General features: G+C 63.4%; 23 protein-coding genes and 1 tRNA gene. 3 read left to right on the top strand and 21 right to left on the bottom strand.

The genetic code is table 11. The features are described from left to right. Positions 1-53: 53 nt before the first annotated feature. Entirely contained in the window at positions 54-998 is a 945-nt protein-coding gene (locus J3U06_RS00990; protein WP_267444436.1) for an AEC family transporter, read from the top strand. Between the two features lie 22 nt (positions 999-1,020). Here the strand turns inward: J3U06_RS00990 and J3U06_RS00985 are convergent, their stop codons facing one another. From J3U06_RS00985 to J3U06_RS00950, 8 genes are all read right to left on the bottom strand, one after another. After that, complete coding sequence (locus tag J3U06_RS00985; RefSeq protein ID WP_267444052.1) at positions 1,021-2,370, bottom strand: Maf family nucleotide pyrophosphatase; 1,350 nt, start codon at positions 2,368-2,370, stop codon at positions 1,021-1,023. Beyond that, positions 2,360-3,412, bottom strand: coding sequence for a homoserine kinase (gene thrB / locus J3U06_RS00980; protein WP_416378923.1), 1,053 nt, complete (start codon positions 3,410-3,412; stop codon positions 2,360-2,362). The genes J3U06_RS00985 and thrB overlap by 11 nt, the downstream gene beginning before the upstream one ends. Continuing rightward, positions 3,412-4,752, bottom strand: coding sequence for a homoserine dehydrogenase (locus J3U06_RS00975; protein ID WP_267444050.1), 1,341 nt, complete (start codon positions 4,750-4,752; stop codon positions 3,412-3,414). Before J3U06_RS00975 ends, thrB begins: the two co-directional genes overlap by 1 nt. 113 nt (positions 4,753-4,865) lie before the next feature. Next, a complete protein-coding gene (locus J3U06_RS00970) occupies positions 4,866-6,425 on the bottom strand; it encodes a diaminopimelate decarboxylase family protein (RefSeq protein WP_267444049.1) in 1,560 nt (519 codons plus the stop codon). A 39-nt stretch (positions 6,426-6,464) separates the two neighbouring features. Beyond that, positions 6,465-8,222 carry an arginine--tRNA ligase gene (gene argS, locus J3U06_RS00965; protein ID WP_267444048.1) on the bottom strand — a complete coding sequence of 586 codons (1,758 nt, stop codon included), beginning with the start codon at positions 8,220-8,222 and terminating at the stop codon, positions 6,465-6,467. 43 nt (positions 8,223-8,265) lie between these two features. Continuing rightward, positions 8,266-8,655, bottom strand: a complete 390-nt coding sequence (locus J3U06_RS00960; RefSeq protein ID WP_015022467.1) for a Rid family detoxifying hydrolase — start codon at positions 8,653-8,655, stop codon at positions 8,266-8,268. A gap of 103 nt (positions 8,656-8,758) precedes the next feature. Then, entirely contained in the window at positions 8,759-10,513 is a 1,755-nt protein-coding gene (gene spxB / locus J3U06_RS00955; RefSeq protein ID WP_267444047.1) for a pyruvate oxidase, read from the bottom strand. Positions 10,514-10,801: 288 nt separating this feature from the next. Beyond that, positions 10,802-10,877 (bottom strand) — tRNA-Arg (locus J3U06_RS00950). A 365-nt stretch (positions 10,878-11,242) separates the two neighbouring features. On the opposite strand from J3U06_RS00950, the gene J3U06_RS00945 reads away from it, so the two are divergent. Continuing rightward, positions 11,243-11,872, top strand: coding sequence for a hypothetical protein (locus J3U06_RS00945; protein WP_267444435.1), 630 nt, complete (start codon positions 11,243-11,245; stop codon positions 11,870-11,872). Positions 11,873-11,884: 12 nt separating this feature from the next. Here the strand turns inward: J3U06_RS00945 and J3U06_RS00940 are convergent, their stop codons facing one another. From J3U06_RS00940 to J3U06_RS00930, 3 genes are all read right to left on the bottom strand, one after another. After that, positions 11,885-12,850: a tetratricopeptide repeat protein gene (locus J3U06_RS00940; protein WP_267444046.1), complete on the bottom strand. Its 966-nt coding sequence runs from the start codon at positions 12,848-12,850 to the stop codon at positions 11,885-11,887. A gap of 117 nt (positions 12,851-12,967) precedes the next feature. After that, positions 12,968-13,999, bottom strand: a complete 1,032-nt coding sequence (locus J3U06_RS00935; RefSeq protein ID WP_267444045.1) for a hypothetical protein — start codon at positions 13,997-13,999, stop codon at positions 12,968-12,970. Beyond that, positions 13,999-15,045, bottom strand: a complete 1,047-nt coding sequence (locus tag J3U06_RS00930) for a hypothetical protein (protein WP_267444044.1) — start codon at positions 15,043-15,045, stop codon at positions 13,999-14,001. The genes J3U06_RS00935 and J3U06_RS00930 overlap by 1 nt, the downstream gene beginning before the upstream one ends. Positions 15,046-15,157: 112 nt before the next feature. On the opposite strand from J3U06_RS00930, the gene J3U06_RS00925 reads away from it, so the two are divergent. Then, positions 15,158-16,093, top strand: coding sequence for an FKBP-type peptidyl-prolyl cis-trans isomerase (locus J3U06_RS00925; RefSeq protein WP_267444043.1), 936 nt, complete (start codon positions 15,158-15,160; stop codon positions 16,091-16,093). Positions 16,094-16,187: 94 nt separating this feature from the next. Here the strand turns inward: J3U06_RS00925 and J3U06_RS00920 are convergent, their stop codons facing one another. The 10 genes from J3U06_RS00920 to atpA form a co-directional block, all read right to left on the bottom strand. Further along, positions 16,188-17,099: a cysteine ABC transporter substrate-binding protein gene (locus J3U06_RS00920; protein WP_267444042.1), complete on the bottom strand. Its 912-nt coding sequence runs from the start codon at positions 17,097-17,099 to the stop codon at positions 16,188-16,190. A gap of 85 nt (positions 17,100-17,184) precedes the next feature. Then, complete coding sequence (locus J3U06_RS00915) at positions 17,185-18,057, bottom strand: amino acid ABC transporter ATP-binding protein (protein ID WP_267444041.1); 873 nt, start codon at positions 18,055-18,057, stop codon at positions 17,185-17,187. Next, a complete protein-coding gene (locus J3U06_RS00910; RefSeq protein ID WP_267399312.1) occupies positions 18,050-18,724 on the bottom strand; it encodes an amino acid ABC transporter permease in 675 nt (224 codons plus the stop codon). Before J3U06_RS00910 ends, J3U06_RS00915 begins: the two co-directional genes overlap by 8 nt. Further along, entirely contained in the window at positions 18,711-19,364 is a 654-nt protein-coding gene (locus J3U06_RS00905; protein ID WP_121915025.1) for an amino acid ABC transporter permease, read from the bottom strand. The genes J3U06_RS00910 and J3U06_RS00905 overlap by 14 nt, the downstream gene beginning before the upstream one ends. 395 nt (positions 19,365-19,759) lie before the next feature. Beyond that, entirely contained in the window at positions 19,760-20,002 is a 243-nt protein-coding gene (gene nrdH / locus J3U06_RS00900; protein WP_267399311.1) for a glutaredoxin-like protein NrdH, read from the bottom strand. A gap of 226 nt (positions 20,003-20,228) precedes the next feature. Continuing rightward, positions 20,229-21,032, bottom strand: a complete 804-nt coding sequence (gene nucS / locus J3U06_RS00895; RefSeq protein ID WP_267399310.1) for an endonuclease NucS — start codon at positions 21,030-21,032, stop codon at positions 20,229-20,231. Positions 21,033-21,121: 89 nt separating this feature from the next. Next, positions 21,122-21,418, bottom strand: a complete 297-nt coding sequence (locus J3U06_RS00890) for a F0F1 ATP synthase subunit epsilon (RefSeq protein WP_254478247.1) — start codon at positions 21,416-21,418, stop codon at positions 21,122-21,124. Between the two features lie 2 nt (positions 21,419-21,420). After that, positions 21,421-22,905 carry a F0F1 ATP synthase subunit beta gene (atpD, locus tag J3U06_RS00885; RefSeq protein ID WP_220236364.1) on the bottom strand — a complete coding sequence of 495 codons (1,485 nt, stop codon included), beginning with the start codon at positions 22,903-22,905 and terminating at the stop codon, positions 21,421-21,423. 8 nt (positions 22,906-22,913) lie between these two features. Continuing rightward, complete coding sequence (locus J3U06_RS00880; protein ID WP_267431096.1) at positions 22,914-23,864, bottom strand: F0F1 ATP synthase subunit gamma; 951 nt, start codon at positions 23,862-23,864, stop codon at positions 22,914-22,916. A 3-nt stretch (positions 23,865-23,867) separates the two neighbouring features. Beyond that, entirely contained in the window at positions 23,868-25,526 is a 1,659-nt protein-coding gene (atpA, locus tag J3U06_RS00875) for a F0F1 ATP synthase subunit alpha (RefSeq protein ID WP_267444040.1), read from the bottom strand. Positions 25,527-25,569 lie beyond the last annotated feature (43 nt).

The raw sequence follows: 25,569 nt of genomic DNA, 5'->3' as shown, positions 1-25,569 counted from the left end.
GCACTCCGCCTGGGAGGCCGCCGTCCACCATGCGAGACGAGGAGGATGCCGGAGTGCCTGGACTGCTCAGTGCCATGGAGGGGTTCTTCATCATCGGCGTGGTCATCGCCGTGGGGTATGTGGCCGCCCGCTTCCATGTAGGCGGTCCAACGGCCCAGCTGGTGCTCAACAAGTACTCCTTCTTTGTCTCGACGCCCTGCCTGATGTTCGCCATCCTCTCCAAGCAGAAGCTGTCGGTCATCTTCCACCCCAGCATCATCGTGGCCTTCCTGTCGGCGGCGGCCGTGGGTCTGCTCTTCGTGGCCCTGAACGCGGCCAGCTTTCACCTGCCGGCCGCCGAAGCCACCATCGGCGCTCTGGACTCCCTGTATTTGAACTCCAACAACATCGGGCTGCCTGTAGCCACTTATATTCTGGGCAATCCCACACTGGTGGCACCCATCCTGGTCATGCAACAGGCCCTGTTCACCCCTATTGGATTAACCGTTCTGGACGCGACCACCTCTGGCAAGCTCTCGATCAAGACCATCCTCAAACAGCCCCTGAAGCAGCCCATCCTGATCGGCTCCATAGGCGGCATAGTGATTTCGGCCATCAGCGCCCGGGCCGGCCATTTCATCATCCCCGACTTCGTCTACAAGCCCATCGACATGATCGGGCAGTCGGCCGTGCCCATGATCCTCATGGCCTTCGGCATGTCCCTGCGGGGTTCGCGGCCCATGGGCCGGGGCACCGACCGTCGTGCCACCCTCTGCGCGGTGATCCTGAAGAATCTGGTCATGCCCATAATCGCCTACCTGCTGGCCCGGTTCATGATGGGCTTCAGCGGAGTGGAGCTGTACGGGTGCGTGGTTCTGGCGGCCCTGCCCACCGGTCAGAACGTCTACAACTACGCGGCCCGCTACGAGGTGGGAACCACCTTCGCCAGGGACGGCATCCTGCTGAGCACGATCAGCTCGCCCGTGATCATCGCCCTGGTCGCTCTGCTCCTGAGCTGACGCGCCGGACCAGGCCTTCTGTTCAGCCTTCGGCAGCCAGAGCTTTTAAGCGTTGCAGGAAGTGCGGCCAGTCCTGGCCGAAGGCCTTCAGCAGGGGCAGGTCCGCGACCTTGTCCAGATCCACCCATTCCAGGGCAATGCTCTCATCGTCATTCATGCGGGGCTCGACCTGGTGGCCGGGGCGCTCGAAGGCCAGGATGGTCGTATAGCCCCAGGGGCCGTGGTCCTCCAGGTAGGAGCCCACCACCTGGATGTCCTCCGGACGGATGTTGGCCTCCTCATAGCTTTCGCGCAGGCCGCCCTCCAGGGGGTTCTCCCCGTCCGAGATGGCGCCGCCCGGCACACCCCAGGTGCCGCCCTCGGCGCTCCAGCGGGCCCGGTGTTGCAGAAGCACGCTGATCGGCGCGCCCGTGCGGGCATCGCGCCGGGCCAGCAAGACGCCGGCAGCCCCGTTGAGCCCCCAGTGCCGCTTGCCGCAGGCGCAGTCCACCCACCCGTCGCCAGGCTGGTGGACGTTCTCCACTGGGGCGACCAGTCCTTCAGGCCCATGCGTCGATCCGGCGGTCTGCCGCCGCTCGGGCATGACTCGTCCGGCCCATAGGTCAGGCCAGGAGACGCCCAGCTCCTGGGCCAGGGCGCGCAGGGCGGGCATGCTCAATCCCATCACTCCGCTGGGATCGCCCTGGATGCCCTGGATGAAGGCGCTGCCCAATCCTTCCAAGGTGAAGGATCCGGCCACCTCCAAGGGTTCGCCGGTGGCCACATAGGCCTGCATGGAGGCCCGGTCATAGTCTCCGAAGGTCACCTGGGCGCTGCTGACCGCTCGAACCCGTCGGCCGGTGGCCAGATCGATCAGACAGTGACCGGTGACCAGGGTGCCTGTTCGGCCGCGCATGGCCATCAACCGCTCCAGAGCACGCTCCGGCTGGTGAGGCTTGCCCATGACGGCCCCGTCCACGCTGAACAGCGAGTCGCACCCCAGCAGGAGGGGCCCACGCCCGGATCCGAGCATCCCGCCCCAGGCTCCGATGACCTGGCTCATGGAATCCCTGGAGGATGCATCCGGATCACCCTGGCTCAGAGGCCTGAACGTGACCAGGTCGCCCCGCGAGCGCCGTTCGGCATCCTTGACGGCATCCATGGTCGCTTGGACAGCCGAAGCCTTGGCCTCAGCCAAGATAGCGACCCGCTCGCGCGCATCCAGGTCCTCCAGGTGGCGGCCTAGTTTACGGGCCTGTTCAGCCAGGACGGCCGGCTCATCCACCTTTGAGGGTCGGATGATGGGGTCGATGCCCGCCTGGACCAGGAGCCGCCGCCGGGAGGGGGAGGATGATGCCAGAATGAGCGGGGTATGCCTGTCTTCAGTGTTCACGATTGCCTTCCTGGTCCCGTTCCACCTGGACCCCCCGGCAGTCCACGTCCAAGGGCAGGATCCGCCAGCGGCCGGAATCCAGATAGTCCTTGGCAAGGGTCCGCAGCTCATTTTCGGCATCACCGTAATGCAGGACGATGATGCAGGGACCGGCTCCAGAGACGGCCGCCGCGTAGCCCCGACTGCGCAGGAGCTGCAGGAGCTTGGTTGAGGAGGGCATGAGCCCGGCCCGGTATGGCTGATGGAGCCGGTCCTGGGTGGCTACGAAGAGCAGGGCGTTGGCTCTGGCAGACTGCTCGGCTGCCTCTGTCTCCAGGTCATCCAGGGATCTTGGGTTCAGAGCACCAGGAATCAGGGCCGCCCTTGACAGGTTGTGAACGGCATCCGCGTAAGGCACCCGGTTGGGCAGGGCCTGTCGGGCCTTCTGCGTAGACAGATGGGCTCCGGGAACGAAAACCGTGGCTTTGATGGCCGGATCCACCTGGTAACGCAGGGTGTGGTAGCCGCCCTCCAAGGGCGCGCCCCCGGCTATGGGCAGGGAACCCACCCCCTCGCCAGTGGCCAGATCATAGGAGACGGTCAGCCCCCCGTAGACGGCAGGCGCCACGTTGTCGGGATGCCCCTCGATCTGGGCTGCCAGCGCGAAGACGGCATCACGGCGCAGTGGGCCAGTGTGGGCGAAGGCCGCAGCCGCCGCGATACCAGCCACGATGGCCTCGGCGCTGGATCCCAACCCCCTGGCCTGGGGGATTCGGTTGACCGCGCGCATGATGAAGCCGAACCTTGGCAGTCCGAAGACCTGGCAGGCCCGCCTGAAAGTAGAGACGACCAGATGGGTCTCGTCTCGGGGCAGGGTCCGCTCCCCCTCGCCCTTGATGACCACATAGGCGGTGGTGTCGCCCGGGTCCACGGAACGGGTGAAGACGATCTCGTCATGGTAGTCCAGCGCCAGGCCGACCGCATCAAAACCTGAACCCAGGTTGGCGCTGGTGGCCGGCACGCACACCCGCACAGTAGACGGACCCTCTGCAGCAACGGCCATCATTGGGCCTGCCGATCGAAGACGCGCAGGATGGAGGCCTGCCCGGTGACCGAGTCGAAGGTGGAGATCCGCTCAACCACCTGCCGCAGGGTCACCTCGTCGCACAGGTGGGTGACCACGCGCAGCTGCTGGATCTCGCCGCTGTAGCCCGGGTCATGCAGGGTGGGCTTGATGTCCTGGTTGACTCCGTTGATGGAGATGCCCGCCTCGGAAAAGACCTGGGCGATGGCCGCCAGCACGCCAGGCTTGTCGTGAATGAGGAAACGGACGGCAAAGGCGGCGCGGGATGAATCCAGAGGGGCCATGGGGATGTTGGCGTACATGGGGATCCCCGGACCCATGCCATGCTGGACGATGTGGCGGGCCTCGGTGACCACGTCCCCCAGAACGGCTGATGCTGTGGGCGCCCCGCCGGCACCCCGGCCGTAGAACATGAGGTCGTCGGCGGCCTTGGCGGTGACGAAGACGGCGTTGAAGCTGCCATGGACCGAGGCCAGGGGGTGGCTGTCGGAGATCAACGCCGGGTAGACCCGGGCGGAGATGCCCTGTTCGCCGCGCTCAGCCACGGCCAGAAGCTTGATGACCCGGTGCTCGGTCTGTGCGGCCGCTATATCGTCGGCGGTGATGGTGCGGATGCCCTCCACGGGCACATCATCCATGCGCACATCAGTGTGGAAGGCCAGCGTGGCCATGATGGCGGCCTTGGCGGCTGCATCCAGCCCGTCCACATCGGCGGTGGGGTCCGCCTCAGCGAAGCCCTTGGCCTGGGCGTCGCGCAGAGCCTGGTCGAATTGCAGACCCTTGGTGGTCATCTCATCCAGAATGTAGTTGGTGGTCCCATTGACGATGCCCACCAGGCTGGTGATGCCGTCGCCCACCAGGGACTCGCGCAGGGGCCGCACGATGGGGATGGCCCCGCCCACGGCCGCCTCGAAGTAGATGTCGACGCCCTGCTTTTCGGCAGCCCGGTAGAGCTCAGGGCCGTGCTGGGCCAGGAGGGCCTTGTTGGCGGTGACCACGCTGGCGCCGGACTCGATGGCCTTGAGCAGCAGGGTGCGGGCCGGCTCGATGCCGCCGATCAGCTCGATGACGATGTCCGCCCGGGTGACCAGGTCGGCTGAGTCTGTGGTCAGCAGGGACGGATCGATCCAATCAGCCTTGACCTTGTCAGGATGGAGGACGGCGATGCCCACCAGCTGCAGGGGACGGCCCACTCGGCTGGCCAGGTCCTGGCTCTGCTCCACCAGGAGGCGGGCGGTCTGGGAGCCCACGGTCCCAGCCCCCAGAAGTGCTATGCGGATGGGCCTGACGGCCTCCTGCTGCTGCATGCGTTCAGGCATATGGATCCTCCATCCGCCCCATCGGGGCCTGTCGCAGGGTGTTGCTCCATCTTAGAAAGCCAATCCGACACCCGCATCCACCCCGGCGCCTGCTTCCGCCAAGACGGAGCGCATCATCCCTGATCCAAGGCCAGCAGGTCATCCATGGTCTGCCGCCGCAGCATCAGATGGGCACCGGACTGGTCCAGACCTACCACGGCGGGGATCAGAGCCTGGTTGTAATTGCTGGCCATGGTCCGCCCGTAGGCGCCGGTCACCGGCACCAAAAGCAGATCACCCCGGCGAATGTCCGCTGGCAGGGCCACATCCTGCACCAGGATATCCCCCGATTCACAGTGCTTGCCGACCACACGGGCCTGGATACGGTCCCCGCTGCCATCCCGGTTGGCCAGGACAGCCGTGTATTGAGCTTCGTAGAGGGCCGGACGAATGTTGTCGCTCATGCCGCCGTCAACCGAAACGTAGGTGCGCACGCTTCCGTCAGACAGGGGGACGGGCTTGACGGTGCCCACCCGATACAGGCTCATGCCGCAGGGTGCCACGATCCAGCGGCCGGGCTCGAAGGCGATGACCGGCATGGGCATGCCTAGGCGACGGTTGATGGCGACCATGTCAGCCCCCAGGCTGGTCAGGGTCTGGTCCAGGTCCATCCGATCCTCATCCGGGGTGTAGGGCACGGAGAAGCCGCCGCCCAGGTCCACCTCGGGCATCAGGTAGCCGTCGGTGGCCCAGAAGGTGTGCCGCAGCAGCATCATGCGCCGGGCGGCCTCGATGAAGGCCGAAGAGTCATGGATCTGGGAGCCGATATGGGTATGGATGCCCACCAGCTCCAGTTCCTTCTCGTGGGAGCGAATCTCCTTGAGCAGGGCGATAGCCGGTCCGTCAGCCAGGGCGGACATGGCTTTGATCCGGGCGGGATCAGCAGGTTCAGCGGGCCCGTTGGCGGCCGAATACAGGGCTGAAGAGGTGGGTGAGACCACGGAATCGACAGGAGCCAAGGAGGCGTCACTCTTTGTGGCCGCCGAAGCCGCTGCCCCAGCCTGTCCGGAGGATCCAGGCTCAGGCCCGAGGTCCAGCAGGCCCACATCGGTGCCCTGGGGCAGCAGGGGGATGCCGAACTTCTGATCCTCGTGGGCAGTGGAAATGTACTCGTGGCCGCCGGCGTGCACACCCACGGTCACCCGGAGCATGACCTTGGCGCGACGCCCCTGGGCCCTTGCGGCAGCGGCGATTCGTCCAGGCTCGTCAGGCGCATCAATGACGATGGCCCGGTAGCCCTCCTTCACAGCCAGGTCGATCTCCTGATCGGACTTGTTGTTGCCGTGCAGGACCAGACGACGGCCAGGGGCACCAGCAGCCTGGGCGATCAGCATTTCACCCAGGGAGCAGGTGTCGATATCCAGCCCCTGGCGCAGCATGATCCGCACGATCTCCTTGCTGAGGAAGGCCTTGCCGGCATAGCTGACCCTGGTGGTCGCACCGCCCAGGTCCCGCAGAGCCGCCTGGCGGAAGGCCGAGGCCCGTTCCGCCATCATCGCGGTGTCCATCAGATACATAGGAGTGCCGTAACGCTTGGCCAGGTCCTCCACAGAGCACCCATGCATGGTCAGCATGCCCTGGTGGTCCCGCTGCAAAGCCTCGGGCCAGAACCCGTCGGGCCCTAGCCCGCACATCCCTGTTTCCATCAACGACCTCCCGGTGACCTTGAGGGCTTACATACGGTCCGGAGCCTGGACGCCCAGCAGCCCCAGACCGTTGGCGATGACCTGCTGCACGGCGTCATTGAGCCGCAGACGCGCCGCCGCACGGGCCGGCTGCGGATTCCTGTCCTCATCCTGGTCCAGATCCGCCCGGCCGGTCGGCTCCATGGGCACCACGCGCTCCAGGTTGTACCAGCGGTGATAGACCCCAGCCAGCTGCTCAAGGTAGTGGGCCACCCGATGGGGGGCCTTCTGGTCGCCGGCAGTCTGAACCACATTGGGATAGAGAGCCAGGACGCCCAGAACATCGTTGTCGGCGGCAGTGTCCAGCAGGGACAGGTCGGCCCCGGACCGGTCGATGCCCGCCTGGGCTGCGTTCCGATCCACGTTTGTCGAGCGGGCATGCGCGTACTGCACGTAGTAGACGGGGTTGTCGTTGGTGTGCGAGGCCAGCAGGTCCAGGTCGATGTCCACGCTCTGGTTGTAGTCGGTGCGGGCCAGGGAATACCGTGCGGCATCCACACCCACGGCATCCACCAGATCGTCGATGGTGACCACGTTGCCTGCCCGCTTGCTCATGCGCACGGCCTGGCCGTCCTTGATGACATTGACCAGCTGGCCGATCAGGATCTGCATGTTCACGCCGGGGGTGTCCCCGAAGGCCGCGCAGATGGCCATCATCCGGCCGATATAGCCGTGATGGTCGGCGCCCAGCATGTAGATGGCCTCGTCGCAGGGATCCTTGGCCCTGCGTCGCTTGTTCAGATAGTAGGCGATGTCGGCCGCCACATAGGCTGCGTGCCCGTCGGACTTGATGATCACCCGGTCCTTGTCGTCGCCGTAGGTGGTGGAGCGGAACCAGGTAGCTCCGTCCTTCTCGAAGATGTCGCCCTTGGCCCGCAACTCGTCAATGGCCCGGTCCACCTGGCCGGACTCATAGAGGCTATTCTCATGGAACCAGACATCGAAATTGACCCGGAAGTCACGCATGGACTGCTGGATCTCGGCGAACATCATGGGCACAGCCCGGGTGCGGAAGGCCTCGCGCTGGGGGCTGTCACCCTCGGCGCCGTCCTCGTCGCGCACCCTGGGCATGGCCAGGATGTCCTGCCCTTCGTCGGCGGCCTCCTTGACCACACGCGAGGCGATCTCGTCAATATATGATCCCTTGTAGCCGTCGGCAGGCACGGGCTCGCCGTGGGCCGCCGCCACCAGCGAACGGGAGAAGCGGTCGATCTGCGTGCCGTGATCGTTGAAGTAGTACTCCCTGACCACCTTGGCACCGTTGGCCTCCAGAACCCGGGCCATGGAGTCGCCCACAGCCGCCCAGCGTGTGCCGCCGATGTGGATGGGACCCGTGGGATTGGCCGAGACGAATTCCAGATTCAGCGTGCGCCCGCTCAGGTGATCGTTGCTCCCATAGGCGGAGCCCGCCTCCAGGACCGCATCGACCACAGCGGCCGCCGAGGCCGAATCCAAGGTTATATTGATGAAGCCGGGACCGGCCACATCCACCTGGGCGATCCCGTCGTCCTCCCGCAGAGCCTCAGCCAAGGCCTGCCCCAGTTCCGCAGGCCTCATGCCGGCCTTCTTGGCCAGCTGCATGGCGATGTTAGTGGACCAATCCCCGTGGGAGCGGTCCTTGGGACGCATGACCGCCAGATGGTCGGCATCAGGAACCATGTCGGGCTCCAGGCTTCCCAGGCGGCCTGACTGGGCCATCTTGACGGCGGTCGAAGAGATGATACGGGCAAGTGCTTCAGGACTCATGCCCTCAAGTCTAGCGACGGCGGGGACCAGCAGCCGGCCTGTCTCAGGCCAGAGCCACGACCTCAATCTCGACCAGGGCCCCCTTGGGGATGTCCGCGCCGCCGAAAGCCACACGGGCCGGCCGCACCGAGCCAATGAAAACCTGGGAGTAGGCCTGGTCCACCTGGGTGAAATCCTCAACCCGCCGCATAAGAATAGTGGCCTTGACCACCTTCTCCATGCCGCTGCCGGCTGCATCCAGGATGTTCTTCACGTTCTTCAGGGCCTGGGTGGCCTGGTCAGCCGCAGTGCCCTCCACCAGCTCGCCGGTGTCCGGGTCGATACCCAACTGTCCGGAGACAAAGACAAAGCCCCCGGCCTTCACAGCCTGACTGTAAGCCCCCAAGGCCTGGGGCGCATATGGCGTGCCGATCTCTTCCGGTCCATCTTCCATGAGTCCGTCCTTTCCTTCAGGTCCGCCACACCCATGCAGGGCCGAAGCCCGGGCGGACACCGTCCACTATAGGAGTGCCCGCCCGGCGCAAGCGGCATCAGTCTCAGCCCTTGCGAGCCTCCTGACCCATCCAGTAGGCCAGGGAGCGCAGATCGCCGGCCTCGTAGGTCTTGACGAATTTCTCGACCTGGTCCGGATCCGAGCAGGTCTCCGGGAACCGCATATAGCGGGTGTCCAGAGGGCTGGCTCCTGTCAGCTTGACGTCGATGACCGAAGACCTGTCGGCCTTGCGAGCCTCGGAGAAGGCGTGGCGGGCATCGGCCACCGTACGCACGGTGAAGCCCAGGGCGCCCATGCCCTCGCCGACCTTGGCCCAGTCGGTGTCGGGCAGATCCACTCCGCTCAGAGGCTGATGGCTGTCGTCGCGCTGCTCGGCCTCGATGTAGCCCAAGGACTGGTTGGAGAAGACCACGTTGATGACCGGTGCATGGTACTTGAGCTGGGCCAGCACCTCCTCGCCGAGCATGGCGAACCCGCCGTCGCCGCTCAGGGAGTAGACGGTCGATTCCGGATGCTCCAGCTTGGCAGCCAAGGCGGCCGGCACGGCGTAGCCCATGGTGGCATGCTTGCCGGAGACGGTCCAGCGGTTGGTGGGCTTCAGATGCAGCAGACGCAGGAAGTCAATATCCACATTGCCCACATCGGGGATGACGATGTCATTGTCCTCAAGCTGCTGATCGATGACGTGGTAGACAGGCTCGGGCCGCAGGGGCGTGCGAGTGTCCTCGTTAAAGGAGGCCACCCACTGATCCCAGTTCTCCTTGCTGCGCAGGCAGGCCCTGTAGAAGACGGACTCCTCCTGATCCTGGCCGGCGGCGGTTATGGCCTTGAGGGCCTCGCGGGCGTCGGCCTGGATGGCCAGGACCACATTGGCCTGGAAGCGCTTGCCCAGCTTGACCGGGTTCAGGTCGATCTGGATGACCTTGGTGTTGGGAGTGACGAACATGGACCCAAAGGGGTTGTCCGAACCAACCCAGACCGTCAGATCCGAGGTGTAAATGGCCTCGGTGGCGGTCTTGGTGGCCACACGGCCGGCCGACTGCAGGTAGGCAGGATAGGTGTCCTCCACAATCCCCTTGGCCGGGAAGGTGGAGACCATGGGCATCTTGAAACGCTCGGACATGGCGACCAGCTCATCGCGGGCCCCGGCAGCGCCTTGGCCGAAGTAGAGCAGCGGCGCCTTGGCGGACTGAATAATCTCCACCGCCTTGCTGACCTGGTCGGCCGCGGGCTTCAAAGGCTCCGGCTTGCGGAAGTTAGGCGCAGAAGCCACTGGGCGGTCGTCGATCTCGGCCCAGGCCAGATCCTTGGGGATGATGACCACGGAGACCCCGTTGCTGGCATAGGCGCGGCGGATGGCCTCGTCCACCAGGGCCGGCAGCCCCTGGGCGTTGGTGGCGGCCCTGGCGAATACGGCCACATCGGTAAAGATAGGCACCTCGTCCATGGCCTGGAAGAAGTCCATGTTCATAAAGGCCTGGGGCACCTCGCCCACCAGGGCCAGCACCGGCACGCCGTCCTCACGGGCATCATAGAGGCCGTTGAGCAGGTGGACAGCCCCTGGGCCCGACGAGCCGAAGCAGACGCCAATCCGGCCGGTCAGCTTGGCCTCGCCGGCGGCAGCCAGAGCTCCGGCCTCCTCATGACGGACCTGGATGAAGTCGATGCGCTCGCGCTCGTTGTGGATGGCGTTCATCATGGAGTCGAAGGAACCGCCGGGCAGGCCATAGATGCGCGGCACCCCCCACTGCTCCAGGACGTGAAGGACAGCATCCCCTGCATTGATTCGATTGGCCATGTGAACTCCTTTGCTTCACCGGGGAAAGGAGGCTCCGCCACAACGCGGAAGCGTCGGTCCTCCCCGACGTTCGGTCTTACCCTTTCACTATGACACCTGAGAACGAGGACACGAGCGGGCCAAGGGCCATGTTCCTCAAAAGCTTAGTGATTCACCACACATATCGTGACGCATCGCGTGCGCTTATTTCGTCCAGTAAATGCTCTGATCATAATCCAAGGCACGATGACAGACGGGAGTCGTATAAAGAAAACCCCCGCGCTCTTCCTGGCTGCAGGGATTTCATCTTGGTGGGCTCGAAGGGATTCGAACCCTCGACCTTCTGTTCCGGAGACAGACGCTCTATCCGCTGAGCTACGAACCCGACAGCCACTTTCCAGTGGACAACAGAGACCATACTAGGACACTTTGCGCATTTTCGCACCCATGCGCGTCCTCACGTGTCGGTCCAGCCCCCGCCGTTCTCGGCGTGTTGCCCCAAGATTTCAGGCGTTTCATAGGTATCGTGATGGCATGGCTTCGTGTCACCGCCCCGGTTGCGCCATTGCATCCTCATGCGGTGGCGCGAAGCCGCCAACATTCCCGGATGATCTTCTCTCGGGATGATTCACACTCTAGTTCCTTCACCCGGCCATCACAAGCGACCTTCACATACCTGGACAACTCGGATGCGCTGTGGACAGCACACAGTGACCGCACCCGGCCTACCGTACCATGGGATGCATGGCCATGAATGAGGATGAGGACGATTTCGAGTTCGAGCGCAGATTCTTCTGCCGGGACCTCCCCCGGGAGCTGCTCGGGGAGAGTCGGCCGACCCTGATCGTGCAGAGCTACTACGTGCATGAGGACAACTTCGCCCTGCGGATTCGCCTTCAGGGGCAGGTGGACCCGGTGGTGCCCATGACGGCCCGGACCGATGCCCTCCACACCCTGCTTGAGGAAGGCGACCACTTCGAGGCTGCCTCAATGACGGCTAAGGGACCCTCCGTCGGCGGCACCCGCTACGAGGCCGAAAGGGCCATCGACCCGGGCATCGCCCTGGAGCTGATCCTGCGCGGCGGCATTCCCATCGTCAAGAACCGGTATGGAGTCTGGCTGGACGAGGACTGGTGGAACCTGGATGTCTTTGGGGACGGCAACGCCCCCCTGGTGGTAGCCGAGGTGGAGCGGACCGGGCCGGTGACCGACCTGACCATCCCTGATTTTTGCGCCACGGAGATCACCGATGACCCGCGATTCTCCAACGATGGGCTGGCCGACCATCCCTTCGGCGACTGGGCGGCCAACTTCGACCGGGAGCTGAAAGCCAGCGGACCGCGCTTCCTCACCAACTTCGACGAGAACCGGGATTCCTGACCCAGGAGCGGTTCAGTACATCAGTGTGGACAGACGGCGACGGGCCTTGGCCAGCCGAGGATCGGTCGGCTCGGGAATGACGAAGTACTCCAGCAGACGGCGGCGGATGGGATCGGTCTGATCCCGGTGCCCGGCCAGAAAGTCCAGCAGACGATCGAAGGCATCCTGGATCTGGCCGCCGATCATGTCCACATCGGCCACATCCAACTGGGCCTGTAGGTCGTCAGGGGCGTCGGCGGCCGCCTGACGGACCCTGCGGACATCGGCCGTGGCTGAACGGGCCATCAGCAGGCACTTGGCCTGTTCACGCTTGGCCAGATCGTCGGTCGCGTCAGCCTGGACCAGCTTGTCATAGGCTTCGGCCGCAGCTGCATAGTCGCCCTCCTGAGCCAGCCGGTGGGCCTCCTGATGGGCAGGAGGGATGGCATCAGCCGCTGTCTGGCCGGCCTGCTCATCTGGCCCCTGGTCGTTGGTCTCCTGGTAGGGGGCGCTGCCAGTAATGCCGGCCTTCTGCGCCATTTGAACCACCTGTGGGATGAGCTGATCGGTGATCTGGTTCATCTCCTCATCGGTGGGCATCCCCTGCAGGATGGGCATGGGTCGGCCTGCCAGCAGGGCAAAGAGGGCCGGAGCGCCCTGCACCTGGAAGGTCTGGGCGATCTGCGGATTGGACGCGATGTCGATGCGGGAGAGCTGGATGTGCCCCTCCTGGGCATTGACGGCCTGGGCCAGGCGGGTGGCCAGGGGAAAGAGACGGTCGTCTGTGGGCACCCAGAGCAGGATCAGAATGGGGAAGGTGGCTGAGGTCTGGACCATAGCCTGAAAGCTGGCCTCCGTGGTATCGATCACGTAGCCGCCGGCAGCTGGTGCGCCTCCCTGCTGGCCTGGCTGAGCATCGACCTGATGCTTGAGCGCGCCCAGGTCGACCGCTCCTGCCAGCGAGACGCCCGGCTGCCCCTGCCCGTTCTTGTTCGCCATGTCAGTCCTCCTAAACCTCGCGGCCGCCGACTGCAGCTTCGGCCCGCCCTCGATTGCATACTCCTGGAAGCCAATCTAGTCCAAGGGTCGGGCGTTCACCCAGCGCAATCCCGCCCTTCAGACCGCTTCCACCTTGATGGGTTCACGCTCGGCGCCCACGGCCCTGATGGGTTCATGCGAGTCCGCCGAAGGTATGTACAGGGCGATCACGTTGACATAGGTGACCTTCATGGTGCTGGTGGGCTTGCCCTGTCCGAAGAGGGCCTTCTCGGCATCCGAGGCTGGCGAGGACTCGCGGCCCTCACCCGCCTGCCTGGTCCAGACCGAATCGATCCGGGCCACGACCAGATCGCCTCCATCGGAGGAGTGCATGACCCGCAGCTGCCCCTGTGCCGGGGTGAAGGTCTGCGACTGGTTGCCCTTGTTGGCTTCGATCCCCTGCTGGACCACCTGGGTCAGCGTGCCCAGGGAGGTGCGGAAGTCATCCTGGGCGAACTCCTTGGCATACTTGCTGCCCTGGGGATTCTGCAGGAGGTCGGCATAGCGGCGCACGGCCTCCACCGGCGTAGCCTTGAGCCCCTGATCGTCGCCCTGCCCCATCCTGGCGCCGATGGTGGCCACCGGGAACTTGGGCAGCTGGGCTCCCTGGAAGAGCCGGGCCACCCCCCAGAGCTTGTAGTTCTCATGGGCGGACTCCTGGTCCAGCACCAAGAGGCGTTTGGACTGCTGATCCTGCGTGGTGGTGGTGATCGAAAAGACCGAGCGCGGCCAGCCAGGATCGCCGGGGATGACCGTCTGAGCGATGGTGGTAGGAATGGTTGTCTTCGGATCCAGCTGCCCGGTGGCCTGGGCAATGGTCAGTTCGCTGGTGCGGATCTCCAGCTGGGGTCCAGTGACCCGCTGGTCCAGCCCGGCCGGATCCTTGGCCTCGTTGGCCTGGTCCAGAACAGCCCCGATGCTCTTGCGTATGCGGGCCTCTTGGGCAGGGGTCAGATTGGGCTCAGGAGCCGTGGTTGCGGTGCTCTGAGGCTCGGTCCGGCGAGCTTGGGGAACCTGCCCCTCGCAGGCGGACAGCCCCGGCAGGAGGACCAGGGATAAGGCCAGTGCCGTTGCAGCCGCCACCCTGTTCATCGGCTTGTTCATACTCATCAGCGCTCCTCCTCCCCTTCGTGGGCAAGCCTGGCCAGGTAGGAGGCCATCTCCTGACTGCTGATGACCCTGGTGGACGACATATCGTCGGCTCCCCGATCGCCGCTGACGGTGCGGCCGTCACTATCTTCCTGTTGGTCGGCGACCATATTCCGATTGCGCGGGTCAATCACCACGGGCGGCCTGGGCGGGGGTCCTGGATCCCCCTGTCGCGCCTGGCCGCGGGCATGACGCCGACGCCGGCCCGAGGTCGAGTTGCGCCGTTGCCCCAGGCCAGGCAGAATGGCGCTTCCCAGGGCCTGGGCCACGCTGACTTCGGGAGTTTCCTCAGACTCCTGCTCGGGCTCGTTCTGCTTGCGGCGCTTGGCCGGATCCATGGCGAAGACCGTAGCCGAAAGAACGGCCAGCAGGGCCAGCAACCCACCGGCAAAGTAGAAGGGCATGGCAAAGTTAGGCAGCTTGTCCCGCTGCCAAAGCATCTCCAGCCCCAGGGAAGGGGAGCCCTGGGGGACCGCCACCAGCAGGACGGCCTGAGGGTCGTCGGTCTTCAGGGACATCGACACGCTGCTGTCAGAACAGGTGACCTGTTTCCACATATCCGAATCCTGAAAGGCCACGCCCTGATCACGTTTGACGGCCTTGCCGGGGCTGGTGTCACTGCCAACGGACAGGGTCTGCCAATCATCCAGGCCACGCACCCGGGCCACATCATGCCCGGCCGTCCAGCCGGCTGCATCTTTGGCCGTGGTCAGGGCCATGCAGATGGTCGGCTTCTGCGACTTGTGCGCTGTGGACCCGGAGGCCCCGGCAGAGGCCGCATCCACACGCATGGTCACCCTGCTGTCCACCAGGGGAAGCACACCTGGATCGGTCACCACATAGGCCGCCTTCGTGCGCCCATGCGCATCCACGTGAGCCGAAGGCTTCCAGACCGTGGCGTTCATGATGCCCAGCACAATGGCCGCCACAGCCAGCAGTCCGAAGATGGGGGTGACGATGCCGCGCATGATCATGCTGTGACGCGAAGGCTTGTCAGGCCGCGTCATCTCATCTTGTTCTTCGGGTACTTGCTCCATATTATCGACATTCTACCGTCGGCTCCCTATGATCTGGTTTCCGGCACTGGGAAATCACCCATAAGCCCTAAACTGGGCTTCTATGACCATCATCGCAAGAAAATCAGGCAGCACGCGTCTGCTGGGCGCCATGACCGCTCTGGCCCTATGTCTTGGACTGTCGGCCTGCGGCGGGAAATCTGACGGGGGCAGCCACTCGGGCGACACCATGCAGGGCGTATCAGCCAGCGGCAAACTTGGCAGCAAGCCCGACATCAGCTTCAAGACTCCCTTCAAGGTCGAGAACCAGACCCATCAGGTCATCCAGAATGGCGATGGCGAGGTCATCCGCGATGGGGATCGCGTATGCACAAGGAGCCTGGCCCTGGATGCAAAAACCGGCAAGGTGATCAACTCGACATGGGACCAGAGCAGCCCGGAGTGCTCCATCGTCATCAGCAAGAAATCCATCCCAGCATACTATGACACCTTCAAGGGCCTCAAGGTCAACTCGACCGTTGCCGTAGGCATCGATGAGTCAGGTTCCGGCAGCAGCAAGGCGACCGAGTCCTATATTATGGCCCTGACCTTCGTCTCCCGGTCCAAAAACCTGACCCGCGCCCAGGGTCAGAAGGTGACCGACCTGCCCAGCGACCTGCCGAAAATCAGTTTGGACGACAAGGGCAAGCCCTCCCTGGACCTCAACGGGTACCAGCCCAAGGGAGGACTGGTCGTCCAGCCCCTGATTAAGGGCAAGGGGGCCAAGGTCGGCCAGCATCAGAGCGTCAGTGCCAACTACACCGGCTGGCTGGCCTCCGACGGCAAGCAGTTCGACTCCTCCTGGGACCGGGGGCAGGCCAGCGACTTCAGCCTGGACCAAGTGGTCAAGGGCTGGCAGCAGGGTCTGGCCGGCCAGACGGTGGGCTCTCAGGTTCTTCTGATAGTTCCGCCCGACCTGGGCTATGGCAGCCAGCAACAGCAGAAGATCCCGGCCAACTCGACCCTGATTTTCGTGGTTGACATCCTGGCCGCCTACTGACCTGTCAATCCACCAACTCAGGCAAATAGGGGCCCGTGCTCATCCAAATGCGACTGGATGGGCACGGGCCCCTGTGATAAGCGAGACGACCAGGTCAGTCCTTGCCGCCTTCGACTACGATCTCGTCGGGGTTGGCCGCACTGCCGTAGACCGGCTCCAGGGTCTTGCGGTAGTCCTCATGGAAGAACTGCTCCTGGCCCAGCTTGACCAGCTCCTTGTTGATGTAGTCCAGCAAGGGCTTGTTCCCCTTGCGCACAGCCGGGGCGATAACCGCCTCGTCCCCGAGCTTGGTGATACCCACCGAGAAGCCCTTGTTGGCCTTGGCCCAGGCCAGCACCTCGGTGTTGTCGGTGCTCATAGCGTCGCCACGGTGGTCCAGCAGGGCGTTGTAGGCATCCGCGTACTGGTCGTACTTCTGCAGCTTGACCTTAGGATAGTGCTGCTCGAAGTAAGGCTCGGCCGTTGTCCCCTTGGCGATGATCAGAGTCTTGCCCTCCAGCTCCTTCACATCTTTGATCAGCGCCGAATCCGGGGAGACCACGCCCAGGAAAACCTTCATATAGGGCTTGGCGAAGTCCACCTTGCGGGCGCGATCATCGGTAACGGTGAAGTTGGCCAGGGTCACGTCCACCTTATTGCTGGACAGCACATCCACACGGGCGGCCGGATCCACCGAGGTGTACTCGGGCTTGACGCCCAGATCCTTGGCCAGACGCTCGGCAAAAACGATGTCGTAACCCTGGTTCTTGCCATCCTTGTCCACGTAGCCGAAGGGGGCCTTGTCGGTGAAGACGGCCACTCTGAGCTTGCCGGACTTGGTGATCTGCTCCGGGGTTCGTGCAGACCCGGATGCTGCCGAGGAGCCGGAATTGCCCCCCGAGGCGCTTCCGGCATCACTGGGGGTGGCCGCCGAAGGACCGCAGGCTGCCATGGAAGCCATCATCGCGATCGTCGCCCCCGTGGCCAGCGCCGCCCGTATCAATCGGTTCATTACCCTTGCGGTCATGATCCCTCTTTTCCTCTTATCTTTCTTATGGCCGCCCCAGTGGGCGGTTCCGGCGAATGCCGCCGGACGAATATGCGCAGTCCCATCAGGACTTCTGATCCTGGTCCTGTTCCCGCCTGCGCTCATAGGTGAAGGTGGACAGGAAGCGTTGCGCCCGGTCAGTGGCCGGGTGGGTGAAGAAGGCCTCGGGGTCGTCGGACTGCTCGACCAGGACGCCTCCATCCAAGAGGACGATGTGGTCGGCGATGCCCCTGGCGAAGGCCATCTCGTGGGTGACGATCATCATGGTCAGCCCCTGGTCGGCCAGCTCCAGAATGACCTGGAGGACCTCGCGGACCATCTCAGGATCCAGAGCTGCGGTCACCTCGTCGAAGAGCATGATCTCGGGGTGGAGGATGAGCGCCCGGCAGATGGCCACCCTTTGCCGCTGGCCGCCCGAGAGCTGGCTGGGCCAAGCATCCCGGCGGTCGGCCAGACCCACCCGGTCCAGCAATTCCAGAGCCTCCTGACGTGCCTGGTCCCGCTTGCGCTTCTGTACCAGGATGGGCGCCAGGGTCACGTTATCCAGAACGGTCCTGTTGGGGAAGAGGTCGTAGCTCTGGAAGACCATGCCGATCCTGGTCCGCAGGTCGGAGCTGCGGCTGCCTGACATCAGGCCGCCAGGACCTCCGCTGTGCTTGCCCAGGGGATGACCGGTCTCCACCTCCTGACCATCCAGAAGAATCCGGCCACCCTGTATGGGCTCCAATCCGGCTATGGTCCGCAGCAGGGTGGATTTGCCTGAGCCCGAGGGGCCCAGGACCACAAAGACCTTGCCCTTGGGCACCTGGAAGGAGATGTCATTGAGCACAGGGCTTTGCGCCTGCGGATATTGCTTGACCAAGTGCTCGACGGTCAGTACCGCCCCTTCCTCCTGGTCATCCTGTGGCTGATTCGCCGTCGTTTGCCCCTCAGTCATGGGCCCACCTCTTTTCCAGATGCCGGGCCACCAGGGACAGGGGCCAGCAGATGAAGAAATACATGAAGAAGATCACCCCATAGATCCACAGGGTCGCCTGGGGGTAGGCGAAGCGGTTGGCATCGATGATCTGCTGGCCGACCTTGATGACCTCGATGACGCCCAGCAGGGCGGCCAGAGAGGTGGTCTTGACGATCCTGGTGGCCAGGTTGACGCTGGCCGGCAGCAGTCGGCGCAGGGCCTGGGGAAGGATGATCCTGGAGAAGGTCTGCCAGGAGCTCAGTCCCAGCACGTAGGCCGACTCCACCTGGGTACAGGGAATGGACTCCAGGGCCCCGCGGACCAGGTCGCCCAGCTCGGCCCCACCCCAGAGCACGAAGACCAGCAGGCAGGCGCCGGTGGCATCCAGATTCAGGTTCCATGCCCTGGACAGCCCATAGAAGGCGATGAAGAGCAGGGCCAGCTGGGGCATGATGCGGATGAAGTCCAAATAGATCCTCATCAGGAAGCGGATCAGGCGGTTGCGCCGGGTCATCAGCCATCCGACTACCAACCCCAGGGGCAGGGAGAGCAGGACCGAGACGCCGGCTATCCAGACGGTCACCCAGAGCCCCTGGAAGAGCCTGGGCATGACCCCTGGCTGGAAGAGCACCTCAACGCCGTGCATAGTCGAACCTCCGCTCAAGAACGGTTCCGATGACGGAGATGGGCAGCAGGATGACCAGGTAGGTGACGATGAGCAGGGTCAGCGACTCGTAGGTGTCGTAGGAGGTGCCCATCAGGTCCTTGGTGACATACATGACATCGGCCAGAGCGATGGCCGAGACCACCGAGGACTCCTTGATCAGGAAGATGATGTTGGCTACCACGCCCGGTATGGCGCTGCTCAGGGCCTGAGGCAGCACGATCCTCGACAGCGTTTGCCCACGCGTGAATCCCAGGACACGGGCTGACTCGATCTGCACCTGGGGCACGGCCTCGAACCCACCGCGCATGGCCTCGGCCATGTAGGAACCGCCCAGGAAGGCCAGCCCGACGATGGCGCAAGTCTGGGCGCTCCAGTTGACCCCGAGCTTGGGCAACCCAAAATAGAGAAAGTAGAGCTGAACCAGGAGCGGGGTGTTTCTTGACAGCTCGATATATACCCTTGCCAACTGCGAGAGCAGGGGGATCCTGAAGACCTCCAACCCGGCGCAGACCAGCCCGATCAGCATGGAGAACACCACGCCAAAGAAGGAGATGAAGACCGTTACATAGGCCGCATTGACGAAGAAGTGCAGATTCTGCGCCATGAAAGTCCAATTCATGCCCTCACCTCCCTACTTGCCCTCGTCCTGTTCATCGTCTCCTCTTCACTGCTTCTCGCCCGCTTCCCGCCACTGCGACATACAGTCGACAATCCTAGAGAACGCGAGCCGTCTTTCTTTGCTTTTCGATATACGAATACCGGATACCGCGTTATCATCCGCTCTCACAACCACCCGGACGGCGATTCATCATGAGACTGAAACCATCCAGCAACTGGACAGTGCGGGCAGGGTGGCCCTAGCCGGCAAAGACTGGCCGGCACCTGCAAATCTTGCCTACCTGGCATCTACCAACCAAGTAGGCGCACACTGTATTTTCGATCAACCCTACTGCTCACCAAGCTAACAAAAAAGCCCGGTCCACATATCCGTGAACCGGGCTCCGAGTGCCTTGATCAGGCAAAAACCTTGACGCTCTGTGCTGCCTTCCTGATCAGATCGGGGCGATACCCGCTCCACGTCTCCTGGTCAGTGACTACGATGGGGGTCTGCTTGAATCCCTGGGCGATGAACTGGTCGATCAAGGTCTGATCCTCGGTCAAATCCACCTGCTCGAATTCCAGCCCCTGCTTGGTCAACTGACGCTTGGTGGCATCACACTGGGGACAGTGCGCCTTGGTGTAGACCGTGATGGACATGATCGCCTCTCCCTTACATGTAGCCGTGATGTTCCAAGCTCTATAGCCCTCTTCTTGGAACCTGATGATTGCACTCTACACACTCCCAGGCGCGAGCACAATACCACAGGTAGTGGCGTGTCAGGCCGTCAACCCCAATATCTAGTAGCCTTTCAAGTCTTGTGGATCTAAGAGAGCATATATGTGAGCTATCTTACATACATGTTATTTAAGACCGAAAACTGCCTCAGAAGAGGGTCAGTTCATCGCTGTCAGCGCCCTTCATAGCCTCGTAGTCCAGAATCAGACACTCGAATCCCCTGTCCTCCGCAAGGACCCTGGCCTGGGGGGTGATGGTCTGGGCTGCAAAGATTCCACGGACAGGGGCCAGCAGGGGGTCGCGGTTAAGCAGGCGGCAGTAGCGGGTCAGCTGTTCCACCCCGTCAATGCCGCCATGCCGCTTGATCTCGATGGCCACATGCCGCCCCTGGCTGTCCACGGCCATGATGTCCACTGGGCCGATGGGCGTGGGATACTCCCGGCGCACCAGGGTGGCTCCCGGGCCGATGCGGTCGATCTGTTCGGCCAGATAACGCTGCAGGTGCGCTTCCACACCGTCCTTGACCAATCCCGGGTCCGTCCCCAGATCATAGCTGTCGTCGGCATAGACCTGGTAGAGCCTGATGGTGAGCACATCACTGGATTTCACGGCCGAAACACGCAGAACTCTACGGACAGGCCGAGTCTGGTCCTGATCCTGCTCCTGGGCGATCAGCGCATCGGGCGCGGCAGCTTCGACTACCTCATCCGATCCAGTCCCGGCGACGGAATCAGCCTTGGTGCCCGTGCCCTCTTTGCCTGCCTCCTCGGGTTCGATCTCCCTGATGGTGCAGGGGGCGCACATCCAGTTCAGGGGCTTGTAGGAACCCAGCTCCGAAAAAATCAGACAGCTCATGTCGGCCTTGATCAGCAGAACGCGCCTGGCCGGCGGCAGGCTGGCATTGAGACGCCCGGAGTATTCGGCGGAGCAGTCGGCAACAATGATTCGCACAGGTGCCAATATATCAGTCGCTGTTCCGCGGCGGGAAAGAAAAACCCGGCCGATGCAAGTGCACCGGCCGGGTGGAAAAGGAGAGGAAGTCAGGACTGCTGTCCCTGATCAGCATCCTCCAGGTAGTGGTCCACGGCCACAGTCAGCTTGTTGCTGTCGAAGGAGGCGAATCCGCTGTCCACATGGAAGGACTGACGACCGCCGTCGGTGGCCTGAACCCGGATGTTGCCCTCCTGCAGCAGGGCTAGCACCGGTTCGTGGTCGGGCATGATGCCCATGGACCCCTTGGTGCCGGGCACGGTGACCGACCGCGCCTGACCCGACCAGATGGGCCTGTCCGCCGAGACGATGTTGACCTGCATGGAGGCCTTGCCTGTGTCCGCCATGGCTACCGGTATTCCTTCTGCATATCGTGCCACTTGTGCTCCAGGTCGTCGATGCCGCCGATGCCGGAGAATGCCTGCTCAGGCACGTCGTCGTAGGCGCCGTCGCAGATGCGGGTGAAGGCCTCAATGGTCTCGTCCGCAGGCACGTAGGAACCCTTGCGGCCGGTGAACTTCTCGGCCACATAGAAGTTCTGGCCCAGGAACTGCTCAATCTTGCGCGCGCGGTTGACGGTGGTCTTGTCTTCCTCGCCCAGCTCGTCGATGCCAATCAGAGCGATGATGTCCTGGAGCTCCTTGTTCCTCTGCAGGATTGCCTTGACCCGGTTGGCGCAGTCGTAGTGAGCCTGCCCCACATAGCGCGGGTCCAGAATCCTGGAGGTGGATGCCAACGGATCCACAGCCGGATAGATGCCCTGGGAGGCGATGTCACGGCTGAGCTCGGTGGTGGCGTCCAGGTGGGCGAAGGTGGTGGCCGGGGCCGGGTCGGTGTAATCATCGGCCGGCACATAGATGGCCTGCAAGGAGGTGATCGAATGGCCACGAGTTGAGGTGATTCTCTCCTGCAAAGCACCCATCTCGTCGGCTAGGTTGGGCTGGTAGCCCACGGCCGAGGGCATGCGGCCCAGCAGGGTGGAGACCTCGGAGCCGGCCTGGGTGAATCGGAAGATGTTGTCGATGAAGAGCAACACATCCTGGTTCTCCACGTCGCGGAAGTACTCCGACATGGTCAGGGCGGTCAGTGGCACACGCAGACGGGTCCCCGGGGGCTCGTCCATCTGGCCGAAGACCAGCGCGGTCTTCTCCAGCACGCCGGCCTCTTCCATCTCGCCGATCAGGTCGTTGCCCTCACGGGTGCGTTCACCCACGCCCGCAAAGACGGAGACGCCGCCGTGGTTCTGCGCCACGCGCTGGATCATCTCCTGGATGAGCACGGTCTTGCCCACACCTGCGCCGCCGAACAGGCCGATCTTGCCGCCCTCAACGTAGGGAGTCAGCAGATCGATGACCTTGATGCCGGTTTCGAACATCTGAGTCTTGGACTCCAGCTGATCGAAAGCAGGAGGGTTGCGATGGATGGGCCACCGTTCGGTGACCTTGATCTGCTCACCCTGCTTCTTATTGAGGATGTTGCCGGCCACGTCGAAGACGTGCCCCTTGGTCACATCCCCTACGGGCACCTCGATGGGGCCTCCCGTATCGGTGACCGTGGCACCACGGACCAGACCATCCGTGGGCTTCAAGGCCACCGTACGCACGGTGGAATCACCCAGGTGCTGCTCCACCTCCAGCATGATGGTGGTCAGCGACTCGCCCTCGGTGTCCGAGGACTTGTTCAGATTCACAGTCAGGGCATTGTAGATGTCCGGCAGGTGACCTGCCGGGAACTCCACATCTATGACCGAACCCTGGACTCGGGTGACGCGCCCCTTGGAGGCCGAATCCGGCTTGTGGCTCGCTGTGGTCGGCTGTTCTTGCTGTGCAACCATTGGCGTTCCTACTCTTCCTCTTTGTTGAGCGCATCGGCGCTGCCGACGATCTCGGTAAGTTCCTGCGTGATGGCCGCCTGACGGCTGGCATTGAGCCTGCGGGTCAGGTCGTCGATCAGCCCCTTGGCGTTATCGGTGGCGGTGTGCATGGCGTTCTGCCTGCTGGCGGTCTCCGAGGCGGCCGAGGTGAGCAGGCATTCATGGATACGCGACTGAATGTACTTGGGCAGAACGGCATCCAGCACCTCCTGCGGGCTTGGCTCAAAGTCGTAAAGGCCCACATAGCGGTCACCCTGGCTTCCATGCTCGTCGTTCGGCACGGGGGCATCAATGGCCTCCTCAGGCTGCTCCTGGTCCGGTCTGATCAGCTCCAGAGGCAGCATGCGCAGCACCCGAACCTTCTGCACCACCATGTTGATGAATTCAGTGAAGACGATGTAGAGCTCGGAGACGCCCCCCTTGGCCGCTGGAGTCATGTAGGTTTCCAGCAGCGCCTGGGAGATCTCCCTAGCCACATCAACGCCGGGCCGATCGCTGTTGCCTTCCCAGGTTTTGACGATGCTGCGGTTACGGTAGCGGTAGTAAGAGACGCCACGACGACCATAGACGAAGAGCTGGGGCTGTCGGCCTTGCTGGTCCAGTCGGGTCAGCAGGGACTCCGTCTCGCGGATGACCGAGGAGGTATAGGCCCCGGCCATGCCACGGTCGGCCGTCAGAGCCAGCACAGCCACGCGTGGGTTCTTCTCGTCCTTCCTCACAATGGGATGGCGGATGTCGTCCGTGTGGGCCACCAGGGCCTGGACTGCATCGAAGATCGCATCGGAGTAAGGCTTCGCTTCCAGGGCCACGGTTCTGGCCTTGGCGATATGCGAGGAGGCTATCATCTCCTGGGCATTGAAGATCTTCTCCAATGCCGAAGTGGAGGCGATCCTTGACTTGAATGCGAGTTGTGAGGCCATGGTCTACCGCTTCCTGGCCTTGCTGCCGCTCTTGCCATCGGCTACCAGCTTCTCCTGCTGGACGGCCACCGGCTGCTCCTGATCCGGATCGGCCTTGTGGCCGTCAAGGGTTTGGCCTTTGTGAGTCACGAAGGTCTTGGCAAACTCGTCCACGGCCTTGTCCAGGGCCTTCGCGGTATCGTCTGTGAAGTCCTCCGTGTCGCGGATGGTCTTGAGAATGTCGGTGTTGTGGTCCAGGTAGTCCAGGAGCCCGGATTCGAAGGGCAGCACGTCCTCCAGGTCCAAATCATCCAGCTTGCCGTGGGTGCCTACCCAGACGGAGACGACTTGCTTCTCCATGGAATAAGGCGTGAACTGAGGCTGCTTGAGCAGCTCGGTCAGCCTGGCACCACGGGTCAGCTGGGCCTTGGAGGCCGCATCCAGATCAGAGGCGAACATGGCGAAGGACTGCAGAGAGCGGTACTGGGCCAGCGAAATCTTCAGGGTCGAGGAGACCTTCTTGAGAGCCTTGGTCTGTGCAGCGCCACCCACGCGGGAGACGGAGATGCCCACGTCCACAGCGGGACGCTGGTTGGCATTGAACAGATCGGACTGCAGGAAGATCTGGCCGTCGGTGATGGAGATCACATTGGTCGGAATGTAGGCCGAAACGTCGTTGGCCTTGGTCTCGATGATGGGCAGACCGGTCATGGATCCGCCTCCCAGGTCATCAGAGAGCTTCGCGCAGCGCTCCAGCAGACGCGAATGCAGGTAGAAGACATCGCCAGGGTAAGCCTCGCGCCCCGGCGGACGACGCAGCAGCAGGGAGATGGACCGGTAGGCCTCAGCCTGCTTGCTCAGGTCGTCGAAGACAATCAGGACGTGCTTGCCGCCGTACATCCAGTGCTGTCCAATGGCCGAACCGGTGTAGGGGGCTATGTACTTGAAGCCTGCGGAGTCGGAAGCCGGGGAGGCCACGATGGTGGTGTACTCCATGGCGCCGGCCTCTTCCAGAGAGGAACGGACCGAGGCGATGGTGGTGCCCTTCTGACCGATGGCCACGTAAATGCACCGCACCTGCTTCTTGGGGTCTCCTGACTCCCAGTTGCGCTTCTGGTTGATGATGGTGTCGATGGCGATGGCCGTCTTGCCGGTCTGCCGGTCGCCGATGATCAGCTGGCGCTGACCGCGGCCGATAGGTGTCATGGCGTCGATGGCCTTGATGCCGGTAGCCAGGGGCTCGTCAACGGGATGCCGATGCATGACATCAGGAGCCTGAGCCTCCAGGATTCTGCGGCCCTCGCTCTTGATTTCGCCTAGGCCGTCGATGGGCTCGCCCAGGGGGTTGACCGTACGCCCCAGATAGCCGTCGCCGACGGGCACCGAAAGCACCTCACCGGTCCTGTGGACTTCCTGGCCCTCTTCGACACCTGCGAAGTCGCCCAGGATGACCACGCCGATCTCTCGGGCATCCAGGTTGAAAGCCAAACCCAGCGTGCCGTCCTCAAAGGTCAGCAACTCGTTGGCCATGCAACCAGGCAGTCCCTCCACATGCGCAATGCCATCACCGGCCGTACGAACGTAACCCACCTCCTGGGTGGGGGTGTCCGTCGGCTTGTAGGACTCGACGAACTGGTCGAGCGCCTTGCGCACCACGGCGGGATCAATGGTCATTTCTGCCATGATCACTCCTTATTTCTGTTCTTGTTCAAGTCTGTCGGTTCTC

Source organism: Bifidobacterium sp. B4142 (genome assembly GCF_026537325.1).
In the GTDB taxonomy this organism is placed as follows: domain Bacteria; phylum Actinomycetota; class Actinomycetes; order Actinomycetales; family Bifidobacteriaceae; genus Bombiscardovia.
The sequence above is the reverse complement of the archived record's forward strand: the minus strand, read 5'-3'. Positions and strand labels throughout refer to the sequence as shown.

Bases quoted from the DNA above. Each gene is read 5' to 3' on its own strand.
- nrdH (WP_267399311.1), bottom strand. From the start codon at position 20,002: ATGTCCATCACGGTCTACACCAAGGCGCACTGTCCCCAGTGTGATGCC.
- argS (WP_267444048.1), bottom strand. From the start codon at position 8,222: ATGAGTCCTGAAGCACTTGCCCGTATCATCTCTTCGACCGCCGTCAAG.
- J3U06_RS00945 (WP_267444435.1), top strand. From the start codon at position 11,243: ATGAATGAGGATGAGGACGATTTCGAGTTCGAGCGCAGATTCTTCTGC.
- J3U06_RS00935 (WP_267444045.1), bottom strand. From the start codon at position 13,999: ATGAGTATGAACAAGCCGATGAACAGGGTGGCGGCTGCAACGGCACTG.
- J3U06_RS00970 (WP_267444049.1), bottom strand. From the start codon at position 6,425: ATGTGCGGGCTAGGGCCCGACGGGTTCTGGCCCGAGGCTTTGCAGCGG.
- J3U06_RS00905 (WP_121915025.1), bottom strand. From the start codon at position 19,364: ATGAATTGGACTTTCATGGCGCAGAATCTGCACTTCTTCGTCAATGCG.
- J3U06_RS00910 (WP_267399312.1), bottom strand. From the start codon at position 18,724: ATGCACGGCGTTGAGGTGCTCTTCCAGCCAGGGGTCATGCCCAGGCTC.
- J3U06_RS00960 (WP_015022467.1), bottom strand. From the start codon at position 8,655: ATGGAAGATGGACCGGAAGAGATCGGCACGCCATATGCGCCCCAGGCC.
- J3U06_RS00925 (WP_267444043.1), top strand. From the start codon at position 15,158: ATGACCATCATCGCAAGAAAATCAGGCAGCACGCGTCTGCTGGGCGCC.
- J3U06_RS00920 (WP_267444042.1), bottom strand. From the start codon at position 17,099: ATGACCGCAAGGGTAATGAACCGATTGATACGGGCGGCGCTGGCCACG.
- thrB (WP_416378923.1), bottom strand. From the start codon at position 3,412: ATGGCCGTTGCTGCAGAGGGTCCGTCTACTGTGCGGGTGTGCGTGCCG.
- J3U06_RS00940 (WP_267444046.1), bottom strand. From the start codon at position 12,850: ATGGCGAACAAGAACGGGCAGGGGCAGCCGGGCGTCTCGCTGGCAGGA.
- J3U06_RS00915 (WP_267444041.1), bottom strand. From the start codon at position 18,057: ATGACTGAGGGGCAAACGACGGCGAATCAGCCACAGGATGACCAGGAG.
- atpA (WP_267444040.1), bottom strand. From the start codon at position 25,526: ATGGCAGAAATGACCATTGATCCCGCCGTGGTGCGCAAGGCGCTCGAC.
- J3U06_RS00890 (WP_254478247.1), bottom strand. From the start codon at position 21,418: ATGGCGGACACAGGCAAGGCCTCCATGCAGGTCAACATCGTCTCGGCG.
- J3U06_RS00880 (WP_267431096.1), bottom strand. From the start codon at position 23,864: ATGGCCTCACAACTCGCATTCAAGTCAAGGATCGCCTCCACTTCGGCA.
- J3U06_RS00975 (WP_267444050.1), bottom strand. From the start codon at position 4,752: ATGCCTGAACGCATGCAGCAGCAGGAGGCCGTCAGGCCCATCCGCATA.
- spxB (WP_267444047.1), bottom strand. From the start codon at position 10,513: ATGGCCAATCGAATCAATGCAGGGGATGCTGTCCTTCACGTCCTGGAG.
- atpD (WP_220236364.1), bottom strand. From the start codon at position 22,905: ATGGTTGCACAGCAAGAACAGCCGACCACAGCGAGCCACAAGCCGGAT.
- J3U06_RS00930 (WP_267444044.1), bottom strand. From the start codon at position 15,045: ATGACGCGGCCTGACAAGCCTTCGCGTCACAGCATGATCATGCGCGGC.